Source organism: Salinicoccus sp. Marseille-QA3875, from assembly GCF_054950095.1.
In genome coordinates, this window is sequence record NZ_CM143103.1 from 2,416,856 (window position 1) to 2,438,998 (window position 22,143).

24 protein-coding genes and 2 riboswitches are annotated in these 22,143 nt (G+C 39.3%); of the genes, 20 read left to right on the forward strand and 4 right to left on the reverse strand.

Annotated elements, in window-relative coordinates; all coding sequences use genetic code 11:
• Position 1: 1 nt before the first annotated feature.
• The 5 genes from ACY8DT_RS12245 (at position 2) to ACY8DT_RS12265 (ending at position 3,325) form a co-directional block, all read left to right on the forward strand.
• A complete protein-coding gene (locus ACY8DT_RS12245; protein ID WP_462420591.1) occupies positions 2–883 on the forward strand; it encodes a hydroxymethylglutaryl-CoA lyase in 882 nt (293 codons plus the stop codon).
• A gap of 139 nt (positions 884–1,022) precedes the next feature.
• Entirely contained in the window at positions 1,023–1,532 is a 510-nt protein-coding gene (locus ACY8DT_RS12250) for a YfiT family bacillithiol transferase (RefSeq protein ID WP_462420592.1), read from the forward strand.
• Between the two features lie 112 nt (positions 1,533–1,644).
• Positions 1,645–1,750: riboswitch (SAM riboswitch) on the forward strand.
• A gap of 200 nt (positions 1,751–1,950) precedes the next feature.
• Positions 1,951–2,217, forward strand: coding sequence for a hypothetical protein (locus tag ACY8DT_RS12255; protein WP_462420593.1), 267 nt, complete (start codon positions 1,951–1,953; stop codon positions 2,215–2,217).
• A 283-nt stretch (positions 2,218–2,500) separates the two neighbouring features.
• Entirely contained in the window at positions 2,501–2,947 is a 447-nt protein-coding gene (locus ACY8DT_RS12260) for a reverse transcriptase domain-containing protein (RefSeq protein ID WP_462420594.1), read from the forward strand.
• Between the two features lie 6 nt (positions 2,948–2,953).
• Complete coding sequence (locus ACY8DT_RS12265; RefSeq protein WP_462420595.1) at positions 2,954–3,325, forward strand: group II intron maturase-specific domain-containing protein; 372 nt, start codon at positions 2,954–2,956, stop codon at positions 3,323–3,325.
• A 345-nt stretch (positions 3,326–3,670) separates the two neighbouring features.
• Here the strand turns inward: ACY8DT_RS12265 and ACY8DT_RS12270 are convergent, their stop codons facing one another.
• Together ACY8DT_RS12270 and ACY8DT_RS12275 are read right to left on the reverse strand one after the other, a co-directional pair.
• A complete protein-coding gene (locus ACY8DT_RS12270) occupies positions 3,671–4,912 on the reverse strand; it encodes an IS1182 family transposase (protein ID WP_462420596.1) in 1,242 nt (413 codons plus the stop codon).
• Positions 4,909–5,106 carry a hypothetical protein gene (locus ACY8DT_RS12275; RefSeq protein WP_462420597.1) on the reverse strand — a complete coding sequence of 66 codons (198 nt, stop codon included), beginning with the start codon at positions 5,104–5,106 and terminating at the stop codon, positions 4,909–4,911. The genes ACY8DT_RS12270 and ACY8DT_RS12275 overlap by 4 nt, the downstream gene beginning before the upstream one ends.
• Before the next feature lie 460 nt (positions 5,107–5,566).
• Here ACY8DT_RS12275 and ACY8DT_RS12280 point away from each other — a divergent pair, with 460 nt between their 5' ends.
• From ACY8DT_RS12280 to ACY8DT_RS12305, 6 genes are all read left to right on the forward strand, one after another.
• Positions 5,567–6,250 carry a GntR family transcriptional regulator gene (locus ACY8DT_RS12280; RefSeq protein ID WP_462420598.1) on the forward strand — a complete coding sequence of 228 codons (684 nt, stop codon included), beginning with the start codon at positions 5,567–5,569 and terminating at the stop codon, positions 6,248–6,250.
• An 11-nt stretch (positions 6,251–6,261) separates the two neighbouring features.
• A complete protein-coding gene (locus tag ACY8DT_RS12285) occupies positions 6,262–7,287 on the forward strand; it encodes a DctP family TRAP transporter solute-binding subunit (protein WP_462420599.1) in 1,026 nt (341 codons plus the stop codon).
• An 8-nt stretch (positions 7,288–7,295) separates the two neighbouring features.
• The gene (locus tag ACY8DT_RS12290) at positions 7,296–7,814 is read left to right on the forward strand and encodes a TRAP transporter small permease (RefSeq protein WP_462420600.1); all 519 of its coding nucleotides are present in this window, start codon (positions 7,296–7,298) and stop codon (positions 7,812–7,814) included.
• On the forward strand, positions 7,811–9,091 hold the full coding sequence (locus ACY8DT_RS12295; protein ID WP_462420601.1) for a TRAP transporter large permease: 1,281 nt from the start codon (positions 7,811–7,813) through the stop codon (positions 9,089–9,091). The genes ACY8DT_RS12290 and ACY8DT_RS12295 overlap by 4 nt, the downstream gene beginning before the upstream one ends.
• 12 nt (positions 9,092–9,103) lie before the next feature.
• Positions 9,104–10,111 (forward strand): proline racemase family protein, encoded by a 1,008-nt coding sequence (locus ACY8DT_RS12300; protein ID WP_462420602.1) that lies wholly within the window; start codon positions 9,104–9,106, stop codon positions 10,109–10,111.
• A gap of 140 nt (positions 10,112–10,251) precedes the next feature.
• Positions 10,252–10,761, forward strand: coding sequence for a YfiT family bacillithiol transferase (locus tag ACY8DT_RS12305; RefSeq protein WP_462420603.1), 510 nt, complete (start codon positions 10,252–10,254; stop codon positions 10,759–10,761).
• 238 nt (positions 10,762–10,999) lie between these two features.
• On the opposite strand, the gene ACY8DT_RS12310 is transcribed toward ACY8DT_RS12305, so the two are convergent.
• Positions 11,000–11,059 (reverse strand): putative holin-like toxin, encoded by a 60-nt coding sequence (locus ACY8DT_RS12310; protein WP_462422272.1) that lies wholly within the window; start codon positions 11,057–11,059, stop codon positions 11,000–11,002.
• A gap of 396 nt (positions 11,060–11,455) precedes the next feature.
• Positions 11,456–11,561, forward strand: a riboswitch (SAM riboswitch).
• Between the two features lie 63 nt (positions 11,562–11,624).
• Here ACY8DT_RS12310 and ACY8DT_RS12315 point away from each other — a divergent pair.
• Genes ACY8DT_RS12315 through ACY8DT_RS12330 form a run of 4 tightly spaced genes read left to right on the forward strand, consistent with a single transcriptional unit; the run spans position 11,625 to position 15,255 of the window.
• Complete coding sequence (locus tag ACY8DT_RS12315) at positions 11,625–12,638, forward strand: methionine ABC transporter ATP-binding protein (protein WP_462420604.1); 1,014 nt, start codon at positions 11,625–11,627, stop codon at positions 12,636–12,638.
• A complete protein-coding gene (locus ACY8DT_RS12320) occupies positions 12,631–13,290 on the forward strand; it encodes a methionine ABC transporter permease (RefSeq protein WP_462420605.1) in 660 nt (219 codons plus the stop codon). Before ACY8DT_RS12315 ends, ACY8DT_RS12320 begins: the two co-directional genes overlap by 8 nt.
• Positions 13,291–14,094, forward strand: coding sequence for a MetQ/NlpA family ABC transporter substrate-binding protein (locus tag ACY8DT_RS12325; RefSeq protein ID WP_462420606.1), 804 nt, complete (start codon positions 13,291–13,293; stop codon positions 14,092–14,094).
• Between the two features lie 3 nt (positions 14,095–14,097).
• On the forward strand, positions 14,098–15,255 hold the full coding sequence (locus ACY8DT_RS12330) for an aminotransferase class I/II-fold pyridoxal phosphate-dependent enzyme (RefSeq protein ID WP_462420607.1): 1,158 nt from the start codon (positions 14,098–14,100) through the stop codon (positions 15,253–15,255).
• Positions 15,256–15,565: 310 nt separating this feature from the next.
• On the opposite strand, the gene ACY8DT_RS12335 is transcribed toward ACY8DT_RS12330, so the two are convergent.
• Positions 15,566–15,988 (reverse strand): universal stress protein, encoded by a 423-nt coding sequence (locus ACY8DT_RS12335; RefSeq protein WP_462420608.1) that lies wholly within the window; start codon positions 15,986–15,988, stop codon positions 15,566–15,568.
• A gap of 297 nt (positions 15,989–16,285) precedes the next feature.
• Here ACY8DT_RS12335 and ACY8DT_RS12340 point away from each other — a divergent pair, with 297 nt between their 5' ends.
• The 5 genes from ACY8DT_RS12340 (at position 16,286) to ACY8DT_RS12360 (ending at position 22,073) form a co-directional block, all read left to right on the forward strand.
• Positions 16,286–16,780, forward strand: a complete 495-nt coding sequence (locus ACY8DT_RS12340) for a DUF3995 domain-containing protein (RefSeq protein ID WP_462420609.1) — start codon at positions 16,286–16,288, stop codon at positions 16,778–16,780.
• 14 nt (positions 16,781–16,794) lie between these two features.
• Positions 16,795–17,673 (forward strand): CPBP family intramembrane glutamic endopeptidase, encoded by an 879-nt coding sequence (locus ACY8DT_RS12345; RefSeq protein WP_462420610.1) that lies wholly within the window; start codon positions 16,795–16,797, stop codon positions 17,671–17,673.
• Between the two features lie 149 nt (positions 17,674–17,822).
• Entirely contained in the window at positions 17,823–18,278 is a 456-nt protein-coding gene (locus tag ACY8DT_RS12350; RefSeq protein WP_462420611.1) for a VOC family protein, read from the forward strand.
• 311 nt (positions 18,279–18,589) lie between these two features.
• The gene (locus ACY8DT_RS12355; RefSeq protein ID WP_462420612.1) at positions 18,590–20,329 is read left to right on the forward strand and encodes an ABC transporter ATP-binding protein; all 1,740 of its coding nucleotides are present in this window, start codon (positions 18,590–18,592) and stop codon (positions 20,327–20,329) included.
• A complete protein-coding gene (locus tag ACY8DT_RS12360; protein WP_462420613.1) occupies positions 20,322–22,073 on the forward strand; it encodes an ABC transporter ATP-binding protein in 1,752 nt (583 codons plus the stop codon). Before ACY8DT_RS12355 ends, ACY8DT_RS12360 begins: the two co-directional genes overlap by 8 nt.
• Positions 22,074–22,143: the final 70 nt, after the last annotated feature.

A 22,143-nucleotide genomic window follows, 5' to 3' on the forward strand; every position in this document is an offset into this window, starting at 1 on the left:
AATGAAACATATTAATATAGTTGAAGTCGGTCCAAGAGATGGATTTCAAAATTTAGATGATTATATAGAATTAGATGAAAAGTTTAATATTATAAAAAAGTTGGTTAAAGCCGGAGTTAAGAACATACAGCATACTTCGTTTGTAAGTCCTAAAGCTGTTCCACAAATGAAAGATGCTAGAGAACTGTCAAACCTATGTCTCGAGAATTTCCCTGAAGTGAACTTCTCTGCACTCGTTCCAAATTATAAAGGTGTAGAAATTGCTTATTCAGTAGGATTAAAAGAGGTTGCTTATGTAGTATCTCTGAGTGAATCACATAACAAAGCTAATATAAATAAAACTCACGAACAATCCCTTGAGGAATTCAGAAAGATTAAAAGTGATTTTCCAAAAATGGAAGTCACACTGGATTTATCCACTACATTTGGTTGTCCTTTTGAAGGAAAGAAAAATACAGATAAAATTGTGGATTTCATTCAGCCTTATGTTGAATTAGGTGTTAAAGATTTAAATTTATGCGATACCATTGGTGTTGCTAACCCGAAAGAAATCAGAAATATAATAAATATGGTAAAGAAAGCATACCCATCATTAGATTTACAAATTCACATACATGATACTAGAAATATGGGAGTTGTGAATACTTACGCTGCTATAGAAGAGGGGGTTGAAAAAATTCAATCTACTCTTGGCGGCCTTGGTGGTTGTCCATTTGCTCCAGGAGCTTCTGGAAATCTGTCTACTGAAGACATGGTTTATATGTTAAATGATATGAATTATAAAACGAATGTTGATTTTAATAGGTTGAAAGAAGCTGCATTGTATCAATTGGAGATAATACCGAATGGTAATTACAGTGGTCATCACCAATTTATAAAATAAAAAGAAATGAGATCGGAGTTCTCTGATCTCATTTCTTATTATGTGTTCATTTAAACGTCTGCCATATATATTTCAGCTTTGTATGGACTTATAGTATATTGGAATTGAGCAGATTCTATTACGGAAAGGGAGTATTAAGATGGATGTTAAATTTCCTATTGGAGAACTGGACGTACCTGAAAATGTAACACTTGAAGATATTCAGAAGTGGAATGGACAGACAGCTACATATACGAAAAGGTTACGTGAAACGGTCGACAACTTAAGTGAAGATGAGTTGAACAAAACTTACCGTGAAGGTGCCTGGAATGTCCGACAGCTTGTGCATCACATTGCGGATTCCCAATTGAATATGTATCAGCGGCTGAAACTCGCTTTGACTGACGATGCTCCGACAGTGCCGGGATTCCTCCAGAATGAGTGGGCTGTGCAGCCGGACACTGAGCTTTCCGTGGAAAGTTCAATTAAAATACTGGAAGGTATCAATGAAAGGATCGTTGCGCTGGGTAAAAGCCTGACTGAAAATCAGCTTGAGCGTTATTTCATTCATGAAGCGAACGGTAAAGTAACAGTTGCAACAAAGGTTGCGAAGCTCGCATGGCATGAAGAACATCATTTAGAACATATTAAAATCGCATTATCGAAGTAAGGTGATATAAAGAATGATGTGAAATCTATAAAAGATCGTTTCATATCACAAAATGTAATCCTTCCTTGCAAATTATACTGATTTACTATATTATTGATTTCAACTAAATATCCAATTATTCAGAGTAGACTGAGGGATTTGGCCCGGGGATGTCTCAGCAGCGGACTCATTTCGAGTACTGTGCTAATTCCAACAAGCAGATGCTTGAACGATAATCAGTTTAGTCATCTGTGCAGTGCAGATGGCTTTTTTATGTTTGCCCAGCATGGGCGTATTCTAACGGGTGGAAGTCCCGAGTGTGACCCGGTAGTGGTAAACACATAGCCAAAAGCCAGGGTGTCCAACGTGAGGTGGAATCTGAAGGCAGCTCGAGGCAAACCTCCGGTCCGACGCACAGAAACCATATAAGAGGCAACGTATGTGGATGAAGCTGCATAAGAAGCTGAGGTCCGATAACTACCCTGAACCATACGGTGTAAATATGGCGGATAGATGGAGGTCTCACGTCTCTGTACCAAAATTTTGTAGTGATATAAGACTGGAACGTGAGAAGTCAGCCGAAGTCGTAGTAGTGAAGATGTCCGGCGAAAGCCGGAAAGAGCGAAGGACTGAACAATTTTATCGTTACGGAACGCTCGATTGGAGACCGGCGCAGACCACTGGCACAGAGCGGAAAAGTGGATAGCGGACTCTCGAGAAAGAAAGGAAGTAACACGCATCAATACAGATAAATTACTGGATAGAATCCTGAGTCGGGACAACTTGAACCAGGCTTATAAACAAGTGAAGAGAAATCAGGGCGTCGCCGGTGTGAATGGTATGACCGTGCACGAGATGAGCAGCTACATGACTGGGAAGAAGGACGCAATCATTTCCCGAATTCGGCAGAGGAAATACCAACCCGACCTGTACGCCGGGTCGAAATACCGAAACCGAACGGCGGAGTGCGTCTCCTAGGCATCCCAACGGTGAAGGACAGACTGATCCAACAAGCAATCGCCCAAGTACTGTCACCTGTGTTCGATCGACACTTCAGTGAATATAGCTATGGTTTCAGGCCCAATCGATATGCAGAGATGACAATCCTTCAAACACTAGAATATCTGGATGAAGGCTATGACTGGATTGTGGATATTGATTTAGAACGTTTCTTTGATACAGTCAACCATGACCGTCTGATGAATCTCATGTCCAGAACCATTGACGATGGGGATGTCATCTCCCTGGTCCGTAAATTCCTGGTCAGCGGCATACAGACTGATGATGAATACAAAGCAGCCATCATCGGTACACCCCAAGGCGGCAACCTGTCCCCACTGCTCAGCAATATCATGCTTAAAGAGCTGGATATCGAACTGGAAAAACGTGGACTGCGCTTCGTGAGATACGCTGATGACTGTATCATCATGGTCTAAAGCGACATGGCAGCGAGACGGGTCATGCGGTCGGTGACCGCATTCATCGAGAATAAGCTCGGATTGATTGTCAATGCGACGAAATCGAAAGTGACCCGTCCCGATGACCCGGAGATGAAATTCCTCGGATTTGGCTTCTATAATGATTACCAGGCCAAGGAATATAAGGCGAAACCACACAAGAAATCCGTGGAAAGTTTTAAGTTCAAACTGAAACAGCTGACCCGGAAAAACTGGAGCGTCGACACGAAGTATCAGGTCGAGCGCATCAACCAGGTCATCCGGGGTTGGGTGAACGACTTCAAAGTCGGTAAGATGAAAAAGGTACTTAAGGGCATTGACTCACATACGCGAATGCGCCTCAGAATGTGCATTTGACAGAAGTGGAAAACTGCCAGAAACCGACGGAAGCATCTCATCACACTGGGCGTGGACCAATACACCGCCTATAAGTACAGTCACACCAGTAAGGGGACCGTTCGCATTGCGTATTCGTGGATACTGACGACGACCATTACAAATAAGAGACTCGCCCGTTTCGGACTCGTCTCTTATGTATCACATTATAACAAAGTACATGTGTAGTATAAAATTGAACCGCCGTATACGGAACCGTACGTCAGACTGTCTAACAAACAATCAAATCTCAGAACTCAAAGGTAGGTTATCCTCATTTTCTTAAAAATCTTCTGAAAATGAAAATATCAAAGGTTTTCGGTGGGGTCAAGTTCTTAATAACCCAACAATTTCGGAAACCTTTTTGATTTTCGTTATTCTTTTGAAGTTATAGGCAACGCCAATTAGAGCTGCCTCTACGTTGACAGAATCCAGCCCTTTTCCTAAAAAATATGTGTAGCCGAACGATCGCTTGATTGTGCCAAAAGGATGTTCTACAATCTGTAATCGTTTCTTATAGATTTCATGATGGTTCTCGGTATCTGCTTTCAGCATTTCGAGAATTTCTTCATGTTCCCACCGTTGGATGTTTCTGCCTCTTTTCGCTTTTGTACACACGCCATATACAGGACAAGATAAGCAAACATCGCCCCCAATATATTTTTTATACTTCAAACCATTCTTAGAAGTGTTCTCCTCGAAAGGAAGTGTTTGTCCCTGAGGACAAAGGTAAGTATCTGTTTCTTTTTGATATTGAAATTTATCTTTTGAATAATCAGAATCCCCTGACACACTTTTCTTTTTTTGAGGTTTTAAATATAATGTATTTCCCTCAACCAAACAATCTTTTATCTCTTTCGCATTATAGTATCCCGTATCCGCTAATATGACTCTCTTTTTGTTTTTGGATAATATTTCATTTGTTTCCGAAACCATAGGCGTCAATTGGCTCTGGTCGTTCACATCATTCACTACGTCTAGAGTAATAATGAGTTTATGTTTATTATCGACGGAAGACTGCATATTATAGGCGACATCTATTTTCCCATTTTTCTTCATCGCCCTGGATTCAGGGTCTGTGATGGTTAATTGTTTCTTTTTTCCTTTATCCATTTCTTGCTTTAACTCTGACATATGCGCTTTTTTCTTCTGATATTTATCAATTTTTGTTTCGATAGAGGCAACAGTCTCTTCCCCCAATTCATCCTCTTGCGCCACTTCCTCTAGTCGCTGAAGGTACTGTTCAATCTTTTCATCAAAATACGCCATCTTCTTTGTGAGCCCATTGGGTGTAATATAATTACTCTTACTATTTTGCGCACGTATTTTTGTACCATCAATCGCAATGAGCGCACCATCAATTAGCCCCCAGCCTTTAAGCAAGCCTGTGAATGTCTGCATCACTTTCTTGAAGCTCTTACGATTTTCTTTTAGAAACAATGAAATAGTACCATGATCCAGACGAATACCGTTTATTAACCACATTAATTCAATATTTCTTTTACATTCTGTTTCTAATGCACGAGAAGATCGAATCTTATTAAAATACCCGTAGATAAAAAGCTTCAATAAATCTTTTCGATTATAAGGTTGCTGCCCAGGGTTATTTCTTTGATATTCAAGGATCTCTGCATTTCAGACAAGCAGAGTGAGCCAACGAAGGCATCGATTGCTCGGACAGGATTTTCTGTATCAATCATTTCATCTAAAGATATGAACTGGAAACTCACTTGATCCCTTGAAAAACCCTGAACGTTACTCATTTGAATAATCTCCTCTACATATTAAATTATTTATATTATACACTTTTACCGATTATTTGTTAGACAGTCTGACGTACGGTGGTGTGAGGGGACGGGAATTTAATTATTCCCTCCTACTCGATTAGAAGTATTATTTGGCTCTACGTCAAATCAGGTTGATGGGCGTGGAGATCTTTGAGTCTAGTTCGCATAAAGCGAGCTAGACTCTTTTTTTGTTTTCGGTTGGTATAACCGGGTCATTAATAATATATAATCTCTAAAGTGCGCAAAATAACGCTCACTACTAATTACTAACTTAATCATTAGAAAGCGTTATTTTGCTAGACTGTTATATATATATTTAAAATTTTAAATTTCATATATATTTTTGACAAAATTAATAAAGTCATTCTTGCAACTTGAACTGGGATACAGTATACGTTATAATGAAAAAAACTAATTAAGAGAGGAGGAACAGTTCATGGTTCAGGATATAAATAATATGCCAATCAGAGAACAAGTATTTAAAAAGTTAAGACAGATGATTCTTAGTTACGAATTGAAGCCTGGTGATAAAATTATTGAAGGCAAGTTAGCGCAAACATTAGAAGTAAGTAGAACTCCAGTTAGAGAAGCACTTCATCGATTAGAAGAAGAAGGATTAATAGAAATATTTCCTCGTCGACATTGTCTTGTAAAAGGGATTACTATCGACTCAATACATGAAATAAACTTAATCAGAGCTAAGCTAGAACCAGAAGCTGCAGTTATAGCCACAGATAAACTTTCTCGGAAAGATTTAAAGTTTCTTGAAAGCGTTTTACTAAGGTCTCGAGTGGCATTTAATAAGAATGACATAAAGACAATGATTGAATTAAATGACGAATATCATAATGTAATTATTAATTCAGCAGAATTACCGAGAATTGAAAAAATGCTTGAAAACTTACAAGATTATTTTATGGCTTTTCGTTATGCTTTTATGGGGAAAAGAGAATTAGCCGAAAGAACCTTGAAAGAACATGAAGATATTCTAGAAGCTTTGAAATCCAGAGATAAAGATGTCGTTAAAGAAATTTATGAAAAACATGTTTATGGTATTTTGGATTATGAATATGTGGCAGATATTGATAACAAGAACTATATAAATTTAGTAAATAAATAAGGGGGATGAATATGAAGAAGAAAAGCTATACTTTATTTCTATCTTTGATGTTCATATTACTAGTTCTTACTGCTTGTGGAAATGAAAGTGGCAATGGCGAATCTAATAATGATAATAGTGTTACTTTGACATTGGCGAATGAGTTACCGGAAAGCCATCCATGGGGGCAAAGCGCTGAAGAATTTAAAACTATTGTTGAAGAACAAACAGATGGAGAGATTTTGATAGAAGTACATAATGGAGGATCTCTTGGAAGTTCAGGGGGAGAAATTCAAGAAGGTACTTCTTTAGGAACAATAGATATAGGTATATCATCTACACCGTTAGCTCAAATTTTACCAGAAGTCGAAATTTTCTCTTTACCTTATTTGTTCAATAATCGTGAAGAGGCTTGGGAAACAGTAGACAGTGAAATTGGGACAGATATCGCATCAGGGTTAGAAAACGAAAATTTAAAACATCTAGCTTATTGGGAAGATGGATTTAGACAAGTTACTAACAGTAAAAGACAAATCAAAAGCCCAGAGGACTTTGAAGGGTTAAGAATAAGAGTTCCAGAAAGCAATCTTAGAATTGAAACGTTTGAAGCACTTGATGCAAGCCCTTTACCTATGTCATTCTCAGAAGTGTTTACTTCGTTGCAACAGGGGACAATTGATGGTCAAGAAAATCCATTATCCGTCATCGAGAATTCATCTTTTTATGATGTCCAAGATTATCTTACTGTAACTAACCATGTATATTCTCCAGCTTCATTATTTGTTAATTTGAATACATGGGATGAGTTAAGTGAAGAACACCAAGATGTACTCATACAGGCTGCGGAAGCTGGAAGAGATTTAAACAGAGAATTGAATGAAGAAGAGGATACAGAAGCAATTAAGTCATTGGAAGAACAGGGAATGGAAGTATATGAACTTTCTAATGAAGATATGACAGTATTCCAAGAGGCCACTTCAACGGTTTATGATAGTTTGATTGAGGATTTAGGTGGAGACAGTGAGGAAGTTATTAATTCAATTTTAGAAAGAAATTAGGGGTATATATGAAAAAAGTTAGAGCTTGGATTTACAATTTTATATTGTATTCAAATGCTGTTGTGCTCTTTTTCATGTTTCTGATTTTATTAGTGCAAGTAATTTATAGAAAGTTCCTGAATGATCCACTTTCATGGTCAGAAGAAATCGCTCTATTATCCATGATATGGGTTACTTTTGTAGGAGCTTATCAGTGTACAGCTGAAGACAGTCATCTAAAAATGTCATTTTTAGAAAACGCTTTACCCAAAACAGCTTCAATAATATTTAAGGTTATTACAAAATTAATAATAATAGCATTCTTAATTATAGCAGCTGTGGCGGGCATTCCTTTATTAGAAAGTTCTGTGTCTAAAACTTTACCAATTACTGGTCTAACGATGCTCTTGCCTTATGCAATTATTTGGGGTTCGATTGCTTTGATGTTGTTAGAAACTATTATTCAAATCATTGTAGAAATAATGGACTTTTTAAATCCCAAAAAATCTGATGAAAGTAATACATCAGAAGAAGGGAGCAGTATATGACAATAATAATTATGCTTGCTCTAGTACTACTTCTACTTACGCTAGGGGTTCCAATTGCTTTTGCATTAGGTATTACAGCTGTGATATTTCTTTTCCTACTAACTGATTTACCACTTAGTTTGATGATTCAACAGCTTTACTTGGGAATTAATAGCTTCCCATTACTTGCTATCCCATTGTTCATACTCGCAGGTTCACTAATGAATACAGGGGGCATGTCAGTTAGACTAATTAATTTTGCATTGTCTTTAATTGGAACTGTAAAAGGAGGACTTGCATACGTCAATGTCCTTACATCTGTATTTTTTGGAGCAATAACAGGTACTGCAGCAGCGGCAAGCGCAGCTGTTGGTCAAATAATGATTCCCGCAATGATTGAAAAAAAATACGACAGAGGTTTTGCTGCTGCAACAACATCTGCAGGGTCAACGCTAGGAATTTTAATACCACCGAGTGTTCCAATGATATTATATGGTTCGATAGCAAGCATATCAGTAGCAGATTTGTTTATCACAGGTATTTTTGTGGGATTAGCTGTTGCAATAGGGTATACGATTGTGGCGTATTTTATGTCGAAAAGTCAAAACTATGAGATGGAAGAAAAAGCCTTCAGTTGGAAATTGGTTTTTGAACAATTTTACTCTGCTATACCGGCTCTATTAATTCCTGTGATTATCATGGGAGGTATACTGACTGGGATAGTAACACCAACTGAATCAGCAGCTTTAGCTGTACTAGCAGGTATTATTGTAGGCTTTCTAACTAAAGAGCTTACAATTAAAAAATTAATGTTTTCGTTAGTTGATAGTGTTCGAAATACAGCATTGGTTATGTTTATAGTAGCAACTGCAACTATATTAGGTTTTTCATTTTCAAGTTTGGGAATTGGTCAACAAATGATGCAACCATTTATGCAATTCGCTGATAATCCAATCATGATCATGTTTATGGCAAGCTTTATACTTTTGATTGGTGGATTTATTTTTGATGGAACCGTTATGGTGGTAGTTTTGGTACCACTCTTTTTACCAATAGTTGCAGCGACAGCTATTGACCCCATTCAATTTGCCATGATAGTTATTATAGTTTGGGGGATAGGACAACAAACTCCGCCGGTCGCCAGTGGTTTATATATTACAACAGCAATAGCTAAAGTAAGTATGTTACATGCTAGTAAATACAACATATGGTATATCTTAGTTTTAATAGTAGCATTATTACTAATGATTTATTTACCAGATATCATGTTGTATTTACCAAGGTTAATAATAGGATAAAGGGAGATAAATATGATATTTAACAAAACATTAAATGTAATAGACACACATACTTTTGGAGAACCAACAAGAATCGTTAATGGAGGTCTGTTTAAAGTAGAAGGTAAGACAGTGGCAGAACAAAGGGACTATATTGCAGAAAATTATGACTGGCTCAGAGGCGCTCTAATACAAGAGCCAAGAGGTCATAGAGACATGTTTGGAGCAATATTATTGCCACCACTTAGTGATGATGTAGACTTCGGAGTAGTGTTTATGGATAATGGAAACTTCTTAAATATGTGTGGGCATGCCACTATTGGTATTTCTATGGCTATTGTCGAAACTGGAATGGTAGAAGCAGATGGGCCGGAAGTTAAGTTAGTATTAGAAACTCCAGCTGGGAAAGTTTATCCAACTGTAAAAATGACAGCTGGGAAAGTAGATTCAGTTACTTTTCAAAACGTTCCTGCTTACCTTGAAGCTCGAGACTTCAAAGTTACAATACCTGATTATGGTGAAATAAATACAGACATTAGTTTTGGTGGTAATTATTTTGCATGGGTAGATGCCGACAAGATTGGTTTGAAAATAGACAAAATGAACACAAAAGAAATTAAAAGAGTTGCTGCATTAATAAAGAAAGAAGTTAATGAAAATTATAAAGTCCAGCATCCTACAAATGATTATATCAATTATATTGACATCGTCACTTTCTTTTCAAAGCCAACTTTAGAGGAAGCTGATTATAAGAACGTTCATATTTTTAGTGATAATCAAGCAGATCGTTCTCCTGGAGGCACCGGTACGACTGCAATGGTGGCTAGAATGGTAGGTAGAGATGAACTTAAACTGAACGAAGGAATCGTATGTGAAGGTTTTGTAGGAGGAACGTTCAAAGGTGTTGCTACAGAGGAAGTAAAGCTTGGAGATAAAAATGGTGTAATTACAGAAATAACCGGAAAAGCATTTATATCTGCTATCTCAAATATCTTTATTGATCCTGATGACCCATTCAAATACGGTTTTATCGTGGAGTAATTATAAATTTCAATTTAAAGACAGGGATAATCCTGTCTTATTTTTTATTACATCGAGCTGCATGCATCTTGTTTAAGGTTTCTTTGAAGTTATAGTATATTTATAATAGAGAACACTTATTACGGAAAGGGATTATTAAGATGGATGTTAAATTTCCTATTGGAGAACTGGACGTATCTGAAAATGTAACACTTGAAGATATTCAGAAGTGGAATGGACAGACAGCTACATATACGAAAAGGTTACGTGAAACGGTCGACAACTTAAGTGAAGATGAGTTGAACAAAACTTACCGTGAAGGTGCCTGGAATGTCCGACAGCTTGTGCATCACATTGCGGATTCCCAATTGAATATGTATCAGCGGCTGAAACTCGCTTTGACTGACGATGCTCCGACAGTGCCGGGATTCCTCCAGAATGAGTGGGCTGTGCAGCCGGACACTGAGCTTTCCGTGGAAAGTTCAATTAAAATACTGGAAGGTATCAATGAAAGGATCGTTGCGCTGGGTAAAAGCCTGACTGAAAATCAGCTTGAGCGTTATTTCATTCATGAAGCAAACGGTAAAATAACCGTGGCGACAAAAGTTGCGAAGCTCGCATGGCATGAAGAGCATCACCTTGAACATATCAAAATGGCACTTTCAAAATAAACACTGACACCATTCAGCAGCGCCATTGAATACAATAATATTTTCAGAAGCATGGGTAACGAAGTCGTAAAACTGTAAGAAATTAAGGTATAATGAAAGAGAAAAAGCCCATGCAGATAACACGGACTCTTGGCAGTACCGCTCAAGACAGTGACATAAAGACGAAAAATAACCATCTTCTGTCAAAGTGAGATGGTTATTTTTGTAATATTTTAATTATCGCAACCATCACAGCAATTCAAGTGAGTATGAAAATCCCAAAACTCATCATTAGCTGCAATGATTCTACAGTGCTCATCACATATGAATATCCTTCCTGAAGATTTTCTGAATGCTTTTATAAGCACCACCTCTTCCTTTAAGGGTGGCCACCATCTTTTCACTTTTCTACCATGTTACATACATAATATTTTGAAATTCCGGGTATTGTGAAGTGAGGTGATATTATGACTTTCAGATTTATAATCGGCATTGTGGTTTTAATCGTATTTGCCATACTTTTCTCAACGAAAATCCGTGGGAGAGATGGAAAGATTTCCCCATGGAGCATCTTTTTTGTCGTGTTGTCAGTAATATTACTGATTTTTATGATTAGTATGTTGTATATGGAACTTTCTTAAAATATATGAATCAATTGAAGTCATGGCTTGCAAACCGCTCATTTTTACTATATGATTAATCACAACTTAATAACCAATTATCCAGAGCAGACGGAGGGACTTGGCCCGGAGATGTCTCAGCAGCGGACTCAGGGAGAGTACTGTGCTAATTCCAACAAGCAAGGGCTTGAATGATAATCACTCCAGTCATTTGCATTAGTGCAGATGGCTTTTTTATTATTAGAAAGTAAAAGGAGGATTTACATGAGTATAGTTTTCAAAGATGTTTCAAAAACCTATTTACATAAAGGTAAAGAAATCAATGCTTTAAGACCGACCAGCCTGACAATCAATGAAGGAGAAATATTCGGTCTGATTGGTTTCAGCGGCGCGGGGAAGAGTACGCTTCTGCGTCTGATCAATTTGCTTGAAGCGCCGACGACTGGAACAATCCATGTCGGAGATGATGAAGTGACTGCTTTAGATCAAAAGGATTTGCGGGTGAAGCGCCAGAAGATCGGGATGATTTTCCAGCAGTTCAATCTGATTGAATCAAAGACGGTCGCAGATAATATCGCATTTGTCCTAAGGGCGGCTAAATATCCAAAATCTAAAATTGATGGCCGTATCGATGAACTGCTTGAACTTGTCGGACTGACCGACAAGAAGACGGTGTTTCCTAAAAACCTGAGCGGCGGACAGAAACAGCGTGTGGGTATTGCAAGAGCCCTTGCCAATGACCCTGATGTGCTTCTCAGTGATGAGGCGACGAGTGCGCTGGATCCGGAAACGACAAAGACCATATTGAATCTTTTGAAGAGGATCAACAAGGAACTCGGTATTACGATTGTGGTGATCACTCATGAGATGGAAGTCATCAAGGAACTTGCAGAGCGCGTCGGTGTCATGTCAAATGGTGAAATCATTGAGATGGACGATGTCTATAAAATATTCAGTGAGCCGTCCCACGAAGTGACTAAGGGGTTTGTCCAGGATATTTATGATTTCCAGATTCCGGAATACATAATTGAATCAGATGACAATAAGATCATCACCATCAAATTCCTGCAGGAAAGTGCTGAAGAGAGCTATTTGAATAAACTTTACAGGGAATTTGATCTGTCCATCAGCATACTGAACGGCAGAATCGAATATATCAACGGCATACCCCTCGGCATTCTTATGCTGCAGGTGACGGGCGAGCCTTCAGAAATAGACAGGCTGACCCGGAACATCAACGACACTCCAGGTATAGAAAGGGCTGAGATATATGAATAGTTTAACGAATTTATGGCCATTACTTTACAAAGCATTTTTGGAAACGACTTTAATGGTTTCGATTTCCATTTTCTTTGCTGTGTTGGTCGGGCTGCCGCTCGGTGTCTTATTATTCATTACTCAACACCACTTACTTTTTAAAATGAAACCGTTGAATCAGGTTCTCGGTGCGCTTGTGAACGTCATCCGTTCATTTCCATTCATCATTTTAATTGTTGCAATCATGCCGTTTGCGACTTGGCTTGTCAACGCTTCTCATGGTCCGGTCTTTGCGAGTGTCGCACTGTCGATTGCCGCGGTACCTTTATTTGCACGACTGGTCGAGTCGAGTTTCAACAGTATTCACAGCGGTGTCATTGAAGCGAGCATTGCAGGCGGTGCACCAATACTCATGATAGTGACGGATGTGCTGATTCCTGAAGCCAAAAAAGGCCTTATCCAGGCAATTACGCTGACAATCATTACAATTATCGCATTCAGTGCGACTGCCGGTGTTGTCGGCGGGGGCGGTATCGGTGACCTTGCCATCCGTTACGGCTATTACCGTTATGACACTTTGACGATGGCCATTACGGTCATCCTGCTGATCATCATTGTCCAGCTTGTACAATTAATCGGTGACTTTTTAAGCCGTCGTGAGGAGGGGAAATAGATGCGTGGTATTATATTATTCTTACTTGGCACTTTAGGTGTCATTATCATCTCGAGCGTACTTTTATATGAAGATGAAGGCGAAGTGATCACAATAGGTGCATCTACAGGCCCTTTCAGTGATATGGTCAACTTTGCGTTGAAGCCGCCGCTTGAAGAGATGGGGTATTCGGTTGAAATCGTCGAGTATACAGACTATGTCCAGCCGAACAATGCACTCCATAATGGCGACCTTGATGCGAACCTGTATCAGAACTTGACATTCATGGAAAACTTCAACGAAGAGAACGGCACGGACCTGCACGGTCTTATCCAGGTGCCGACAGCGCCGATGGGACTTTATTCGAGCGAATTTGAATCGTTGGAAGAAATAACGAATGGCAGTGAAGTTGCTCTGCCACTGGACCCCGTCAACTCTTCACGCGGATTTTTAACGCTCGAAGAAGCGGGACTCATCACGATCAGTGAAGATGCCAATATGTTCGCGATTGAAGAAGCGGACATTACCAGCAACAATAGAAACCTCGAGTTTGTCTTCCAGGATGCGGGTCAGCTGCCGAGAAGCGTGGATCAGATCGGCCTGTCGCTCGTGCCCGGAAATTTTGCATTGGCCAGCGACATGAATCTTGAGGATGCATTGGTGCTTGAGAGCATGAATGAGTATTTCAGAAACAGGATCGTCGTCAATACGGATGACAAAGATTCTGACCTTGCCGGAGATTTGATAGAAGCAGCCCAGTCTGAATATTTTGACCAGGTCATTGATGAAGACTTCCAGGGATTCGATAAGCCGGAGGAGGAGTAAACGATGAATGAGTTATTGAAATCTGTGCCGGAAAGCTACTTTGCGAGCGTCAGCACTTTAAATGAAGATTTGGAGATCGGTGAAAAGCCGCTGATCAATCTTGCTGTCGGTGTGCCGGACGGCAGTGCGCCGGAAAGTGTAAAGAAAGCAGTGAAAAATGCGGTTGATATTACTGAAAACCACAAGTATCCGGGTTTCCGAGGACGTCCGTCCTTCAAAGCTGCAATCATAGACTTCTATAAACGGCATTACGATGTGGATTTGAAAGATGAAAATATCGCGATTCTTTACGGCACAAAAAGTGCGCTCGTCCAGTTTCCCATGATATTCATCGAACCGGGAGAAGGCGTCTTTCTCCCAAACCCGGGGTATGCGGACTACTCGGCAGGTGTGAGCCTTGCGAAAGGTATTGAGTATGAGCTGCCGCTTCTTAAGGAAAACAATTATATGCCGGATTACGATGCACTGGATCAGAAAGAACTGGATAATGCACGTCTGATCTACTTGAATTACCCTTCCAATCCGCTCGGTACTGTCGCATCAAAGTCATTTTTTGATGAAACGATCAAAAGGTTCAAGGGTACCAACATTAAAATCGTACATGATTTTGCCTATGCAAGTTTCGGATTTGAAGGCAAACATCCGAGCATCCTTGAAAGTGATCCGGATCTATCGACGGCGATTGAAATATATTCATTTTCAAAAAGTTATAATATGTCCGGTTTCCGTGCGGGATTTGCGGTCGGCAATAAAGAGATGATAGAAGCAATCAATATTTATCAGGATCATACCCAGACAGGCATGTGGGGTGTGCTGCAGGAAGCGGCGACCGATGCTTTGAATAATGAAGATGACTTTTTAATTGAGCAGAGGGATATTTTCAAAGAGAGAAAGAATCTTCTTGTCAGTGAACTTTCTGAAGCGGGTATCCCGGTTGAGCCGATCCAGGGCGGCATATTCGGCTGGATCAGAGTGCCGAAAGTATTTGACGGTGAAAGTTTTGTCAAATATCTGTTGAAAGAAGAATCCATTCTTGCCACACCCGGAATTCCGTTCGGCTCCAGAGGCAGAAACTTCATCCGTATTTCCATGGCAATCGAAGATAAGCAGCTTAAAGAATGTGTTGAGAGGCTGAAGAACATTGCACATTTGTGGGAATGATCAGCCACTAATAAAATTAATCAATAATCTGAAAAGGCATTGGAATAACCATCTATAAATGAAAGTCTCAATGAAACGGTAATTTGTTTCATTGAGACTTTTTATTTGTGACTTATATTTTCCATACTTAAACGAGCGTAATTTTTCTCTTTGCTATGTATTTGATGATCAATGCGACTAACGGTACCAGCGGCATAAATGTAAAACCGCTGATAAAGTATATCAACGGAATGAAGAAAGACATGAGACCGAGGAAGAAAAAGATGCTTTTTGTCACTTAATCAAAAGGCATCTTACGCGTGAGATATAATTATTTAACTATAACGACAGGTGTATTTACACGTTTTGCGATTTTATGAGTGACATGACCGAGTACATGCTTGATTTCTCTTTTAGAGCGTTTGTTACTCATGACAACAATATCATAGTTATTATTATTTATTTCTTTCAAAAGTGTCTTCATGATAAGGCCGGATTCAAATTGTATCTGATAATTCAAACCAAGTTCTTCGAGCTGGTCGGTAAAAGGTTTCATGAAGCTTTTCTTTTCCTCAACAAGAGTATCGAAATGTTTCCCTTCGTATCTGACACTGTTGGCATGTTCACTTTCTGAAATGATGTTGAAAATTGTAATCATATGATCCGGATTTTCTCCGACGAGCTTTTTCAATTGTTCCGGAACGTTGCTGAAAGAGTTGCCAAAATCGTATGGTAATAATACATTTTTATACATGGTCACACATCCTTTTATATACATATAATATGGTTCTATTAAAAATACTAGGTTTATATGAAATACGCAATCACTAATTTTTATAAAAACATAAATCTTCGAGTATTTTTATACTATTGTTGATGGAGGAAATTTTGACAGAAAATATGAGCAATGAACAATGAAGAATAGAATATATATCAGAAGAGGAATTTAGTTACAAATGTAATGGCCTCACATTACATTTGTAACTATTTTTATTTTTAGAGCTATTTTACACTGTTAATACGTACATTATTAGAAAAGGAGGGGTTTTCTATGGAAAGTAATAAATTATTCATTACTTTGGGCATTGTATGGACTTTAATTTTTGCGATTATGAGTTTCTACTGGGCAATTGGGGGAATGGTCGGTGTCAGATCTCTTGGGGGAGAAATCTATGAAATATCATTGAATCCTGAACTATCATTTATCATCGTCGTATGGATGACGGGTTTTATAAAATTATTGGGTGTAATACTGCTGCTGATGCTGCTGGTGAAGTGGAGAAGCACTCTTAAAGTTAAAATTCTCTATAACATTACAAAATCTGTCGGCATATTACTATTTCTATATGGACTGCTCAACTTTTTTACAATTTCACTGAGCACTTTCAATATATTGAATTTTAATCTGGATGGCTACGCGACATTTTGGAGATTGGTTTTTTGGGAACCATTTTGGATGATTGGCGGGTTATTTTATTTTTACTCGGTTAAAAAAGTTGAAGATAAGTCTCGATATATTAATTTGTCATCAATTGACTCGACATAGAAAGGGGTTAAAAAATGAATGAAAACATTAGAATGAATAGATACAACTGGGTTGTTTACAGTGGTCTGACACTTATAATTTTATCAGCAGTCTGGATCATCTTTCAAAATGACGGAATGATTGAAGTCAGTGCAGATCACGATTCAACAGTTCCATTTTGGCATAACTGGATTATTTCAGGGATATTGATTTTATTGATGATAGTCCTGCCCACGAAATATACGAATCGTAATCCATTTAAGTTATTGGACAGAAAGATGGTGGTCAGGCAGTCTGTAATACTTATGACATTGGCTGTTCTTTTTACTGTCACACTGCTGGCTCTACCTTTTGAATCTGCAATCATATATTTCCCTCTGCTTAAAATTTTTTTGCTGATGATCGGTCCGATTATCATGTTCTACTACTTTGAACATAAAGGGTTGAATAATAAAATATCGGATCACTCTTATTTGGAGAACAATCAGTGGATTTTTCCTGGTATGGTTACGTTCACCTGGATAATCTTATATTTTTTCAGTCCGCTCGGTTCACCGGATGGACCCGAGTATCAAATGAGCTTTTTAACACTTGCTGTCGGTGCACTGTTTTCATTTCTTCTGAACAGTGTACTTGAAGAATTATTTTACAGAGTGTGGCTGCAGACGAGGCTCGAAGCTTTGCTCGGGACATGGCCGGCCATCATGATTGCCTCTGTACTATGGGCGGTCTGGCATATGGCGATTCAGGGCGGGGACTCTGCAGACATTGCATTTTCAAATGTAATGATCAACCAGGGTGTCCTTGGACTATTTTTAGGATTTTTATGGGCGAAATACAGGAATGTATGGGTACTTATCATCATCCATGGATTGATGAACTTTCCAGTGCAACTGATTACAGGTTACTTTTAGAAAGAGTGGAAGAAAATTGCTTGATGCAGGCTGGTTGCAGAGAATGGATAGGACTATTTACGTATTGATAAATCAGACGGTAGGTCGATGTGATCATAATGGATCAATATTATATTAAAAGTGTAACAACAATAAAGGGGACATGCGTCATGATTAAAGGAATGTATGAATCTCATCTGCCGGTCAGCAACCTCGAGACGTCAATCGAGTTTTATAAAAATCTGGATCTGGAGATTGCCTACCGACAGAAGAATCTGGCATTTTTCTGGATTGAAAAAGATAAAAGCTGGCTCGGGCTTTGGGAAACGGACAGGGTGTATGCGCCTTATCATCCCTCGATGCGGCATATTGCATTGCAAATAGATTTGGAAGATATGAAGAATGACAAAGACTGGTTGAAAAAACGGGGAATAAATGGTTCTGCCAACTTTGATTTTCTGCCTGAAGGAACTCTGCATGATCTATCAGCAGTACCCAAGGCACATGCGGCAGTTTATTTCAAAGATCCTGATGGGAACAGCATCGAATTGATTGCACCATTAAGACTGGACGCCAAAGAAGAATTGACAATGGCTTCTTTGGAAAATTGGGATCATGAACTATAAATAGAAAACATAATAGAATATTTAAAATTATATTGAATTTTTACATCACATGAAGTATACTGAAAATATCATTCAGAAGGAGGACAAAACTATGCTCAACATTATTGCAGCGAATTTAAACAACGTAGAATTGAATATCGCCTCCCTGCATGGTTATTTTTAAACATGATGATCATTGATGACCAATTCAGATATTTGTAACAGGGGAGGTGTATACCTCCCTGTTTTTATGCCTTAATTCAAGTGCGCACAAAAATGGTGTGCACTTTTTTTATTGCAAAATTTACTCAACATAAGAAAGTTGGTTAATCATGATTGATTTTATTTATAAACTTAAATGGTATTTTTCAGAACATAAATTGAAATATTTAATCATTGTCATATTGGCTGTGATGTCGAATTTGCTTGAAGTGGTTCCGCCGCAGCTGATCGGTCGTACAATCGATTTGATCAATACGGGTGAAATGACTGTGCAATCTATGTGGCTGATATTCTTTTTATTCATCATCGTCATCATCGGCACGTATGTAATGCTCTTCTCATGGTTTTATCTGTTGTTCGGAAGTGCGTATAATATTGAAAGCATTTTAAGAATGAGGTTGATGCAAAAGTTTCTAACATTATCTCCAAGTTTTTATGAGCGTAACAAGACCGGAGACCTGATGGCAAAAGCGACGAATGATATGCGGAGTATCAACAGGGCGATGGGCTTCGGCATGATCACTCTGCTTGATGCGAGCACTTTCCTCACTACAATCGTATTGGTCATGGCTTTTACCATTAATCTGGAATTGACCTTTTTTGCGCTCTTGCCATTACCTCTCTTGATCATCATTGAAGTCGGCCTCGGGCGACTGATCAATAAACGTCATACCGAGAGCCAGAAGTCCTTCGGCGTGATGAATGATTCTGCACTTGAAGTCGTTGAAGGCGTGAGGTTGACGCGGAGCTATGTACAGGAAGAGGCGGAAGCAGAAAGTTTTAAAGGAAAGACAAACGATTATTTGAGCAAGTTTATGAAAGTCGAAAAACTGGATGCGCTATTCCAGCCGCTGACGATTTTTGTCGTGTCTATCAGTTTCATCATCGCATTCGGTTACGGTGCGGTTCTGGTAAATGCAGGTGTAATGACGGTCGGAGAAGTCGTGACATTCAATATATATTTGAATATGTTGATATGGCCGATGTTTGCTATGGGGATGCTGTTCAATATAATGCAGCGGGGCAATGCTTCACTGAACCGTATTGAAGATGTGCTCCAGGCAGAAGATGATGTAATCGATGCCGGGGACGGAGTCACAGAATCGAGTGAAATTGATTTTGAAAAAGTATCTTTCAGCTATCCTTCGAGCAGCAGGAAAAATCTGAATGAAATCAGCATTCGTCTGAAAGCGGGAGAGACTTTAGGTATCGTCGGTAAAACAGGCAGCGGAAAAACAACTTTGATCAGGCAGCTCTTGAAAATGTATCCTGCAGGTGCAGGCAGTCTTATCATTGATGGGATTAATATCACTCAACTCAGTAAAAAGGAATTGAGACATAAGATTGGTTATGTATCCCAGGAGAATATACTGTTCTCAAGAACCGTCAGAGAAAATATTCTTTTCGGCAATCCCGCGGCGACGGATGAGGAGCTGCGACAGGCAATAGAAGTCAGTGCACTTGACTCGGATGTTGCGCTCATGCCGAAAGGACTCGAGACGATGGTCGGTGAAAAAGGGATCGCTCTGAGCGGGGGTCAGAAACAAAGAATATCAATCGCGAGAAGTCTGATTAAAAATCCGGATATTCTGATATTTGATGATACACTCAGTGCTGTAGATGCAAAAACAGAGCAGCGGATCATCAATAACATCAAACGTGAGCGGAATGAAAAGACCACTGTTATAGTGACCCACCGTCTGTCTGCCGTCAGACATGCAGAGGTTATTGTCGTACTTGAGGACGGCAAGATTGTTGAAACCGGCAGTCATGATGAACTGATTCAAAATGACGGCTGGTACAAAAGACAGAATCAGTACTACAGGACTGGCGGTGATGAAAATGAGTGAGATCAAAAGACTTTTAAAATACTCCCTGAATTATAAATGGTGGTTCACCGTGGGCAGTGTAATGATGGTACTGATGGTATGCCTTGAGCTGATTGGACCGCTCATCATCATGACGGTGCTGGATGATCATATCAGACTCGGTGCAGGTAATATCAATGTTGAAGCGGTCTTCCTGCTTCTGGCAGTGTATGCATTCATTAAATTGTTTCATGCAGTGGCGGCATATTTCGCTCAGATTATTCTGCAGTCGACTGGAGCAAAAGTCGTTCAAAGTATCCGTCACCAGGTTTTTGAGCATATTCAAAGACTGCCGATCAGGTACTTTGACAATCTGCCAGCAGGCAAAGTCGTTGCCAGAATCACAAACGACACCGAATCGATGCTTGAATTTTTCACATATGTACTGCCGATGTTCCTTGTGAATGGTCTGACGATGCTGGCAATTACCGTTGCAATTTTTATCGTCAATATATATGCAGGCATGATCATGCTGATTTTTGTACCGGTCATTTTACTATGGATCATTCTTTACCGTAAATATTCGAATGAATATAATCATCTGAAGCGTGAAAGAAACAGTGATATGAATGCGGCAATCAATGAATCTATAAACGGTATGACGACAATTCAAGTATTCAACAGAGAGAGACAGATTGAAAGTGAGTTCAAGAAGTTAAATGATGAATATAGGGAAAGTGCAACCAAACTGGTAAAATTAAATGGGATTACAGGAGATAATCTCGCAAGCGGAATGCAGTCATTTGTCTTTGCGCTTATGGTCATAGTATTCTCCCTCGCATTTTTAAGTCCTTCTGAAGCGCTGACTGTCGGAACAATGTACTTGCTTGTGGACTATATCACACGCTTTTTCAATCCACTTTATGAAATCGTCGGACAGATTGAAATATTTGAACAGGCGCGTGTTGCTGCGGTAAAAGTATTTGAGATGATTGATGAAGAGGAAGAAGTTGATGATGACGGACATATGAATCATTTCCACGGAGATATCCACTTCAAAAATGTATCATTTTTCTATAAAGAAGGGCATCTGGTGCTGAAAGATATTGATCTGAATGTGGGACGGGGCGAAACCATCGGTCTGGTCGGCCATACGGGTTCCGGAAAAAGTTCGATCATCAATCTTCTGATGCGTTTCTATGATCCGACGGACGGACGGATTTTATTTTCCGGGAAGGATACAAAGGAAATTAATAAAAAAGATTTAAGGAAGCATATATCTATTGTACTTCAGGATCCATTCATCTATGCAGGTACGCTGCTTTATAATATCCGACTCAACAATGAAGATATTTCGCGTGAATCTGCTGAGCAGGCTTTGATGGAAGTCGGCGGCAGGGAGCTCATGGAAAAGCTGGATGGAGGGCTGGATACTTATCTGCCTGAAAGGGGAGCGACGTTATCCCTGGGTGAACGTCAGTTGATTTCATTTGCAAGGGCGCTTGCATTCGATCCGAAAGTGCTGGTATTGGATGAGGCGACGAGCAATGTGGACAGTGAAACTGAACAGATGATCCAACATGCCATGAAAGTTGTCAGCGAAAAGCGCACGACATTCATCATCGCGCACAGGCTGTCCACGATCCAGCATGCTGACCAGATCATCATACTGGAAAAGGGTGATATAATCGAACGCGGGACTCATCAGAAACTGATGAAAATCAACGGGGTTTATGCTGAAATGTTCAACATGCAGATGCCAGGTAAAAGTATGCACAATGCATGAGTGGTGTAATATGTACACTAAATGTCCGGAAATGACCTTGATTCATGTTGAATAAATCGTTACCATATAA

Bases quoted from the DNA above. Each gene is read 5' to 3' on its own strand.
- ACY8DT_RS12305 (WP_462420603.1), top strand. From the start codon at position 10,252: ATGGATGTTAAATTTCCTATTGGAGAACTGGACGTATCTGAAAATGTA.
- ACY8DT_RS12295 (WP_462420601.1), top strand. From the start codon at position 7,811: ATGACAATAATAATTATGCTTGCTCTAGTACTACTTCTACTTACGCTA.
- ACY8DT_RS12340 (WP_462420609.1), top strand. From the start codon at position 16,286: ATGGAAAGTAATAAATTATTCATTACTTTGGGCATTGTATGGACTTTA.
- ACY8DT_RS12360 (WP_462420613.1), top strand. From the start codon at position 20,322: ATGAGTGAGATCAAAAGACTTTTAAAATACTCCCTGAATTATAAATGG.
- ACY8DT_RS12245 (WP_462420591.1), top strand. From the start codon at position 2: ATGAAACATATTAATATAGTTGAAGTCGGTCCAAGAGATGGATTTCAA.
- ACY8DT_RS12315 (WP_462420604.1), top strand. From the start codon at position 11,625: ATGAGTATAGTTTTCAAAGATGTTTCAAAAACCTATTTACATAAAGGT.
- ACY8DT_RS12250 (WP_462420592.1), top strand. From the start codon at position 1,023: ATGGATGTTAAATTTCCTATTGGAGAACTGGACGTACCTGAAAATGTA.
- ACY8DT_RS12280 (WP_462420598.1), top strand. From the start codon at position 5,567: ATGGTTCAGGATATAAATAATATGCCAATCAGAGAACAAGTATTTAAA.
- ACY8DT_RS12330 (WP_462420607.1), top strand. From the start codon at position 14,098: ATGAATGAGTTATTGAAATCTGTGCCGGAAAGCTACTTTGCGAGCGTC.
- ACY8DT_RS12325 (WP_462420606.1), top strand. From the start codon at position 13,291: ATGCGTGGTATTATATTATTCTTACTTGGCACTTTAGGTGTCATTATC.
- ACY8DT_RS12335 (WP_462420608.1), bottom strand. From the start codon at position 15,988: ATGTATAAAAATGTATTATTACCATACGATTTTGGCAACTCTTTCAGC.
- ACY8DT_RS12350 (WP_462420611.1), top strand. From the start codon at position 17,823: ATGATTAAAGGAATGTATGAATCTCATCTGCCGGTCAGCAACCTCGAG.
- ACY8DT_RS12320 (WP_462420605.1), top strand. From the start codon at position 12,631: ATGAATAGTTTAACGAATTTATGGCCATTACTTTACAAAGCATTTTTG.
- ACY8DT_RS12255 (WP_462420593.1), top strand. From the start codon at position 1,951: ATGTGGATGAAGCTGCATAAGAAGCTGAGGTCCGATAACTACCCTGAA.
- ACY8DT_RS12300 (WP_462420602.1), top strand. From the start codon at position 9,104: ATGATATTTAACAAAACATTAAATGTAATAGACACACATACTTTTGGA.
- ACY8DT_RS12275 (WP_462420597.1), bottom strand. From the start codon at position 5,106: ATGAGTAACGTTCAGGGTTTTTCAAGGGATCAAGTGAGTTTCCAGTTC.
- ACY8DT_RS12345 (WP_462420610.1), top strand. From the start codon at position 16,795: ATGAATGAAAACATTAGAATGAATAGATACAACTGGGTTGTTTACAGT.
- ACY8DT_RS12355 (WP_462420612.1), top strand. From the start codon at position 18,590: ATGATTGATTTTATTTATAAACTTAAATGGTATTTTTCAGAACATAAA.
- ACY8DT_RS12290 (WP_462420600.1), top strand. From the start codon at position 7,296: ATGAAAAAAGTTAGAGCTTGGATTTACAATTTTATATTGTATTCAAAT.
- ACY8DT_RS12265 (WP_462420595.1), top strand. From the start codon at position 2,954: ATGGCAGCGAGACGGGTCATGCGGTCGGTGACCGCATTCATCGAGAAT.
- ACY8DT_RS12285 (WP_462420599.1), top strand. From the start codon at position 6,262: ATGAAGAAGAAAAGCTATACTTTATTTCTATCTTTGATGTTCATATTA.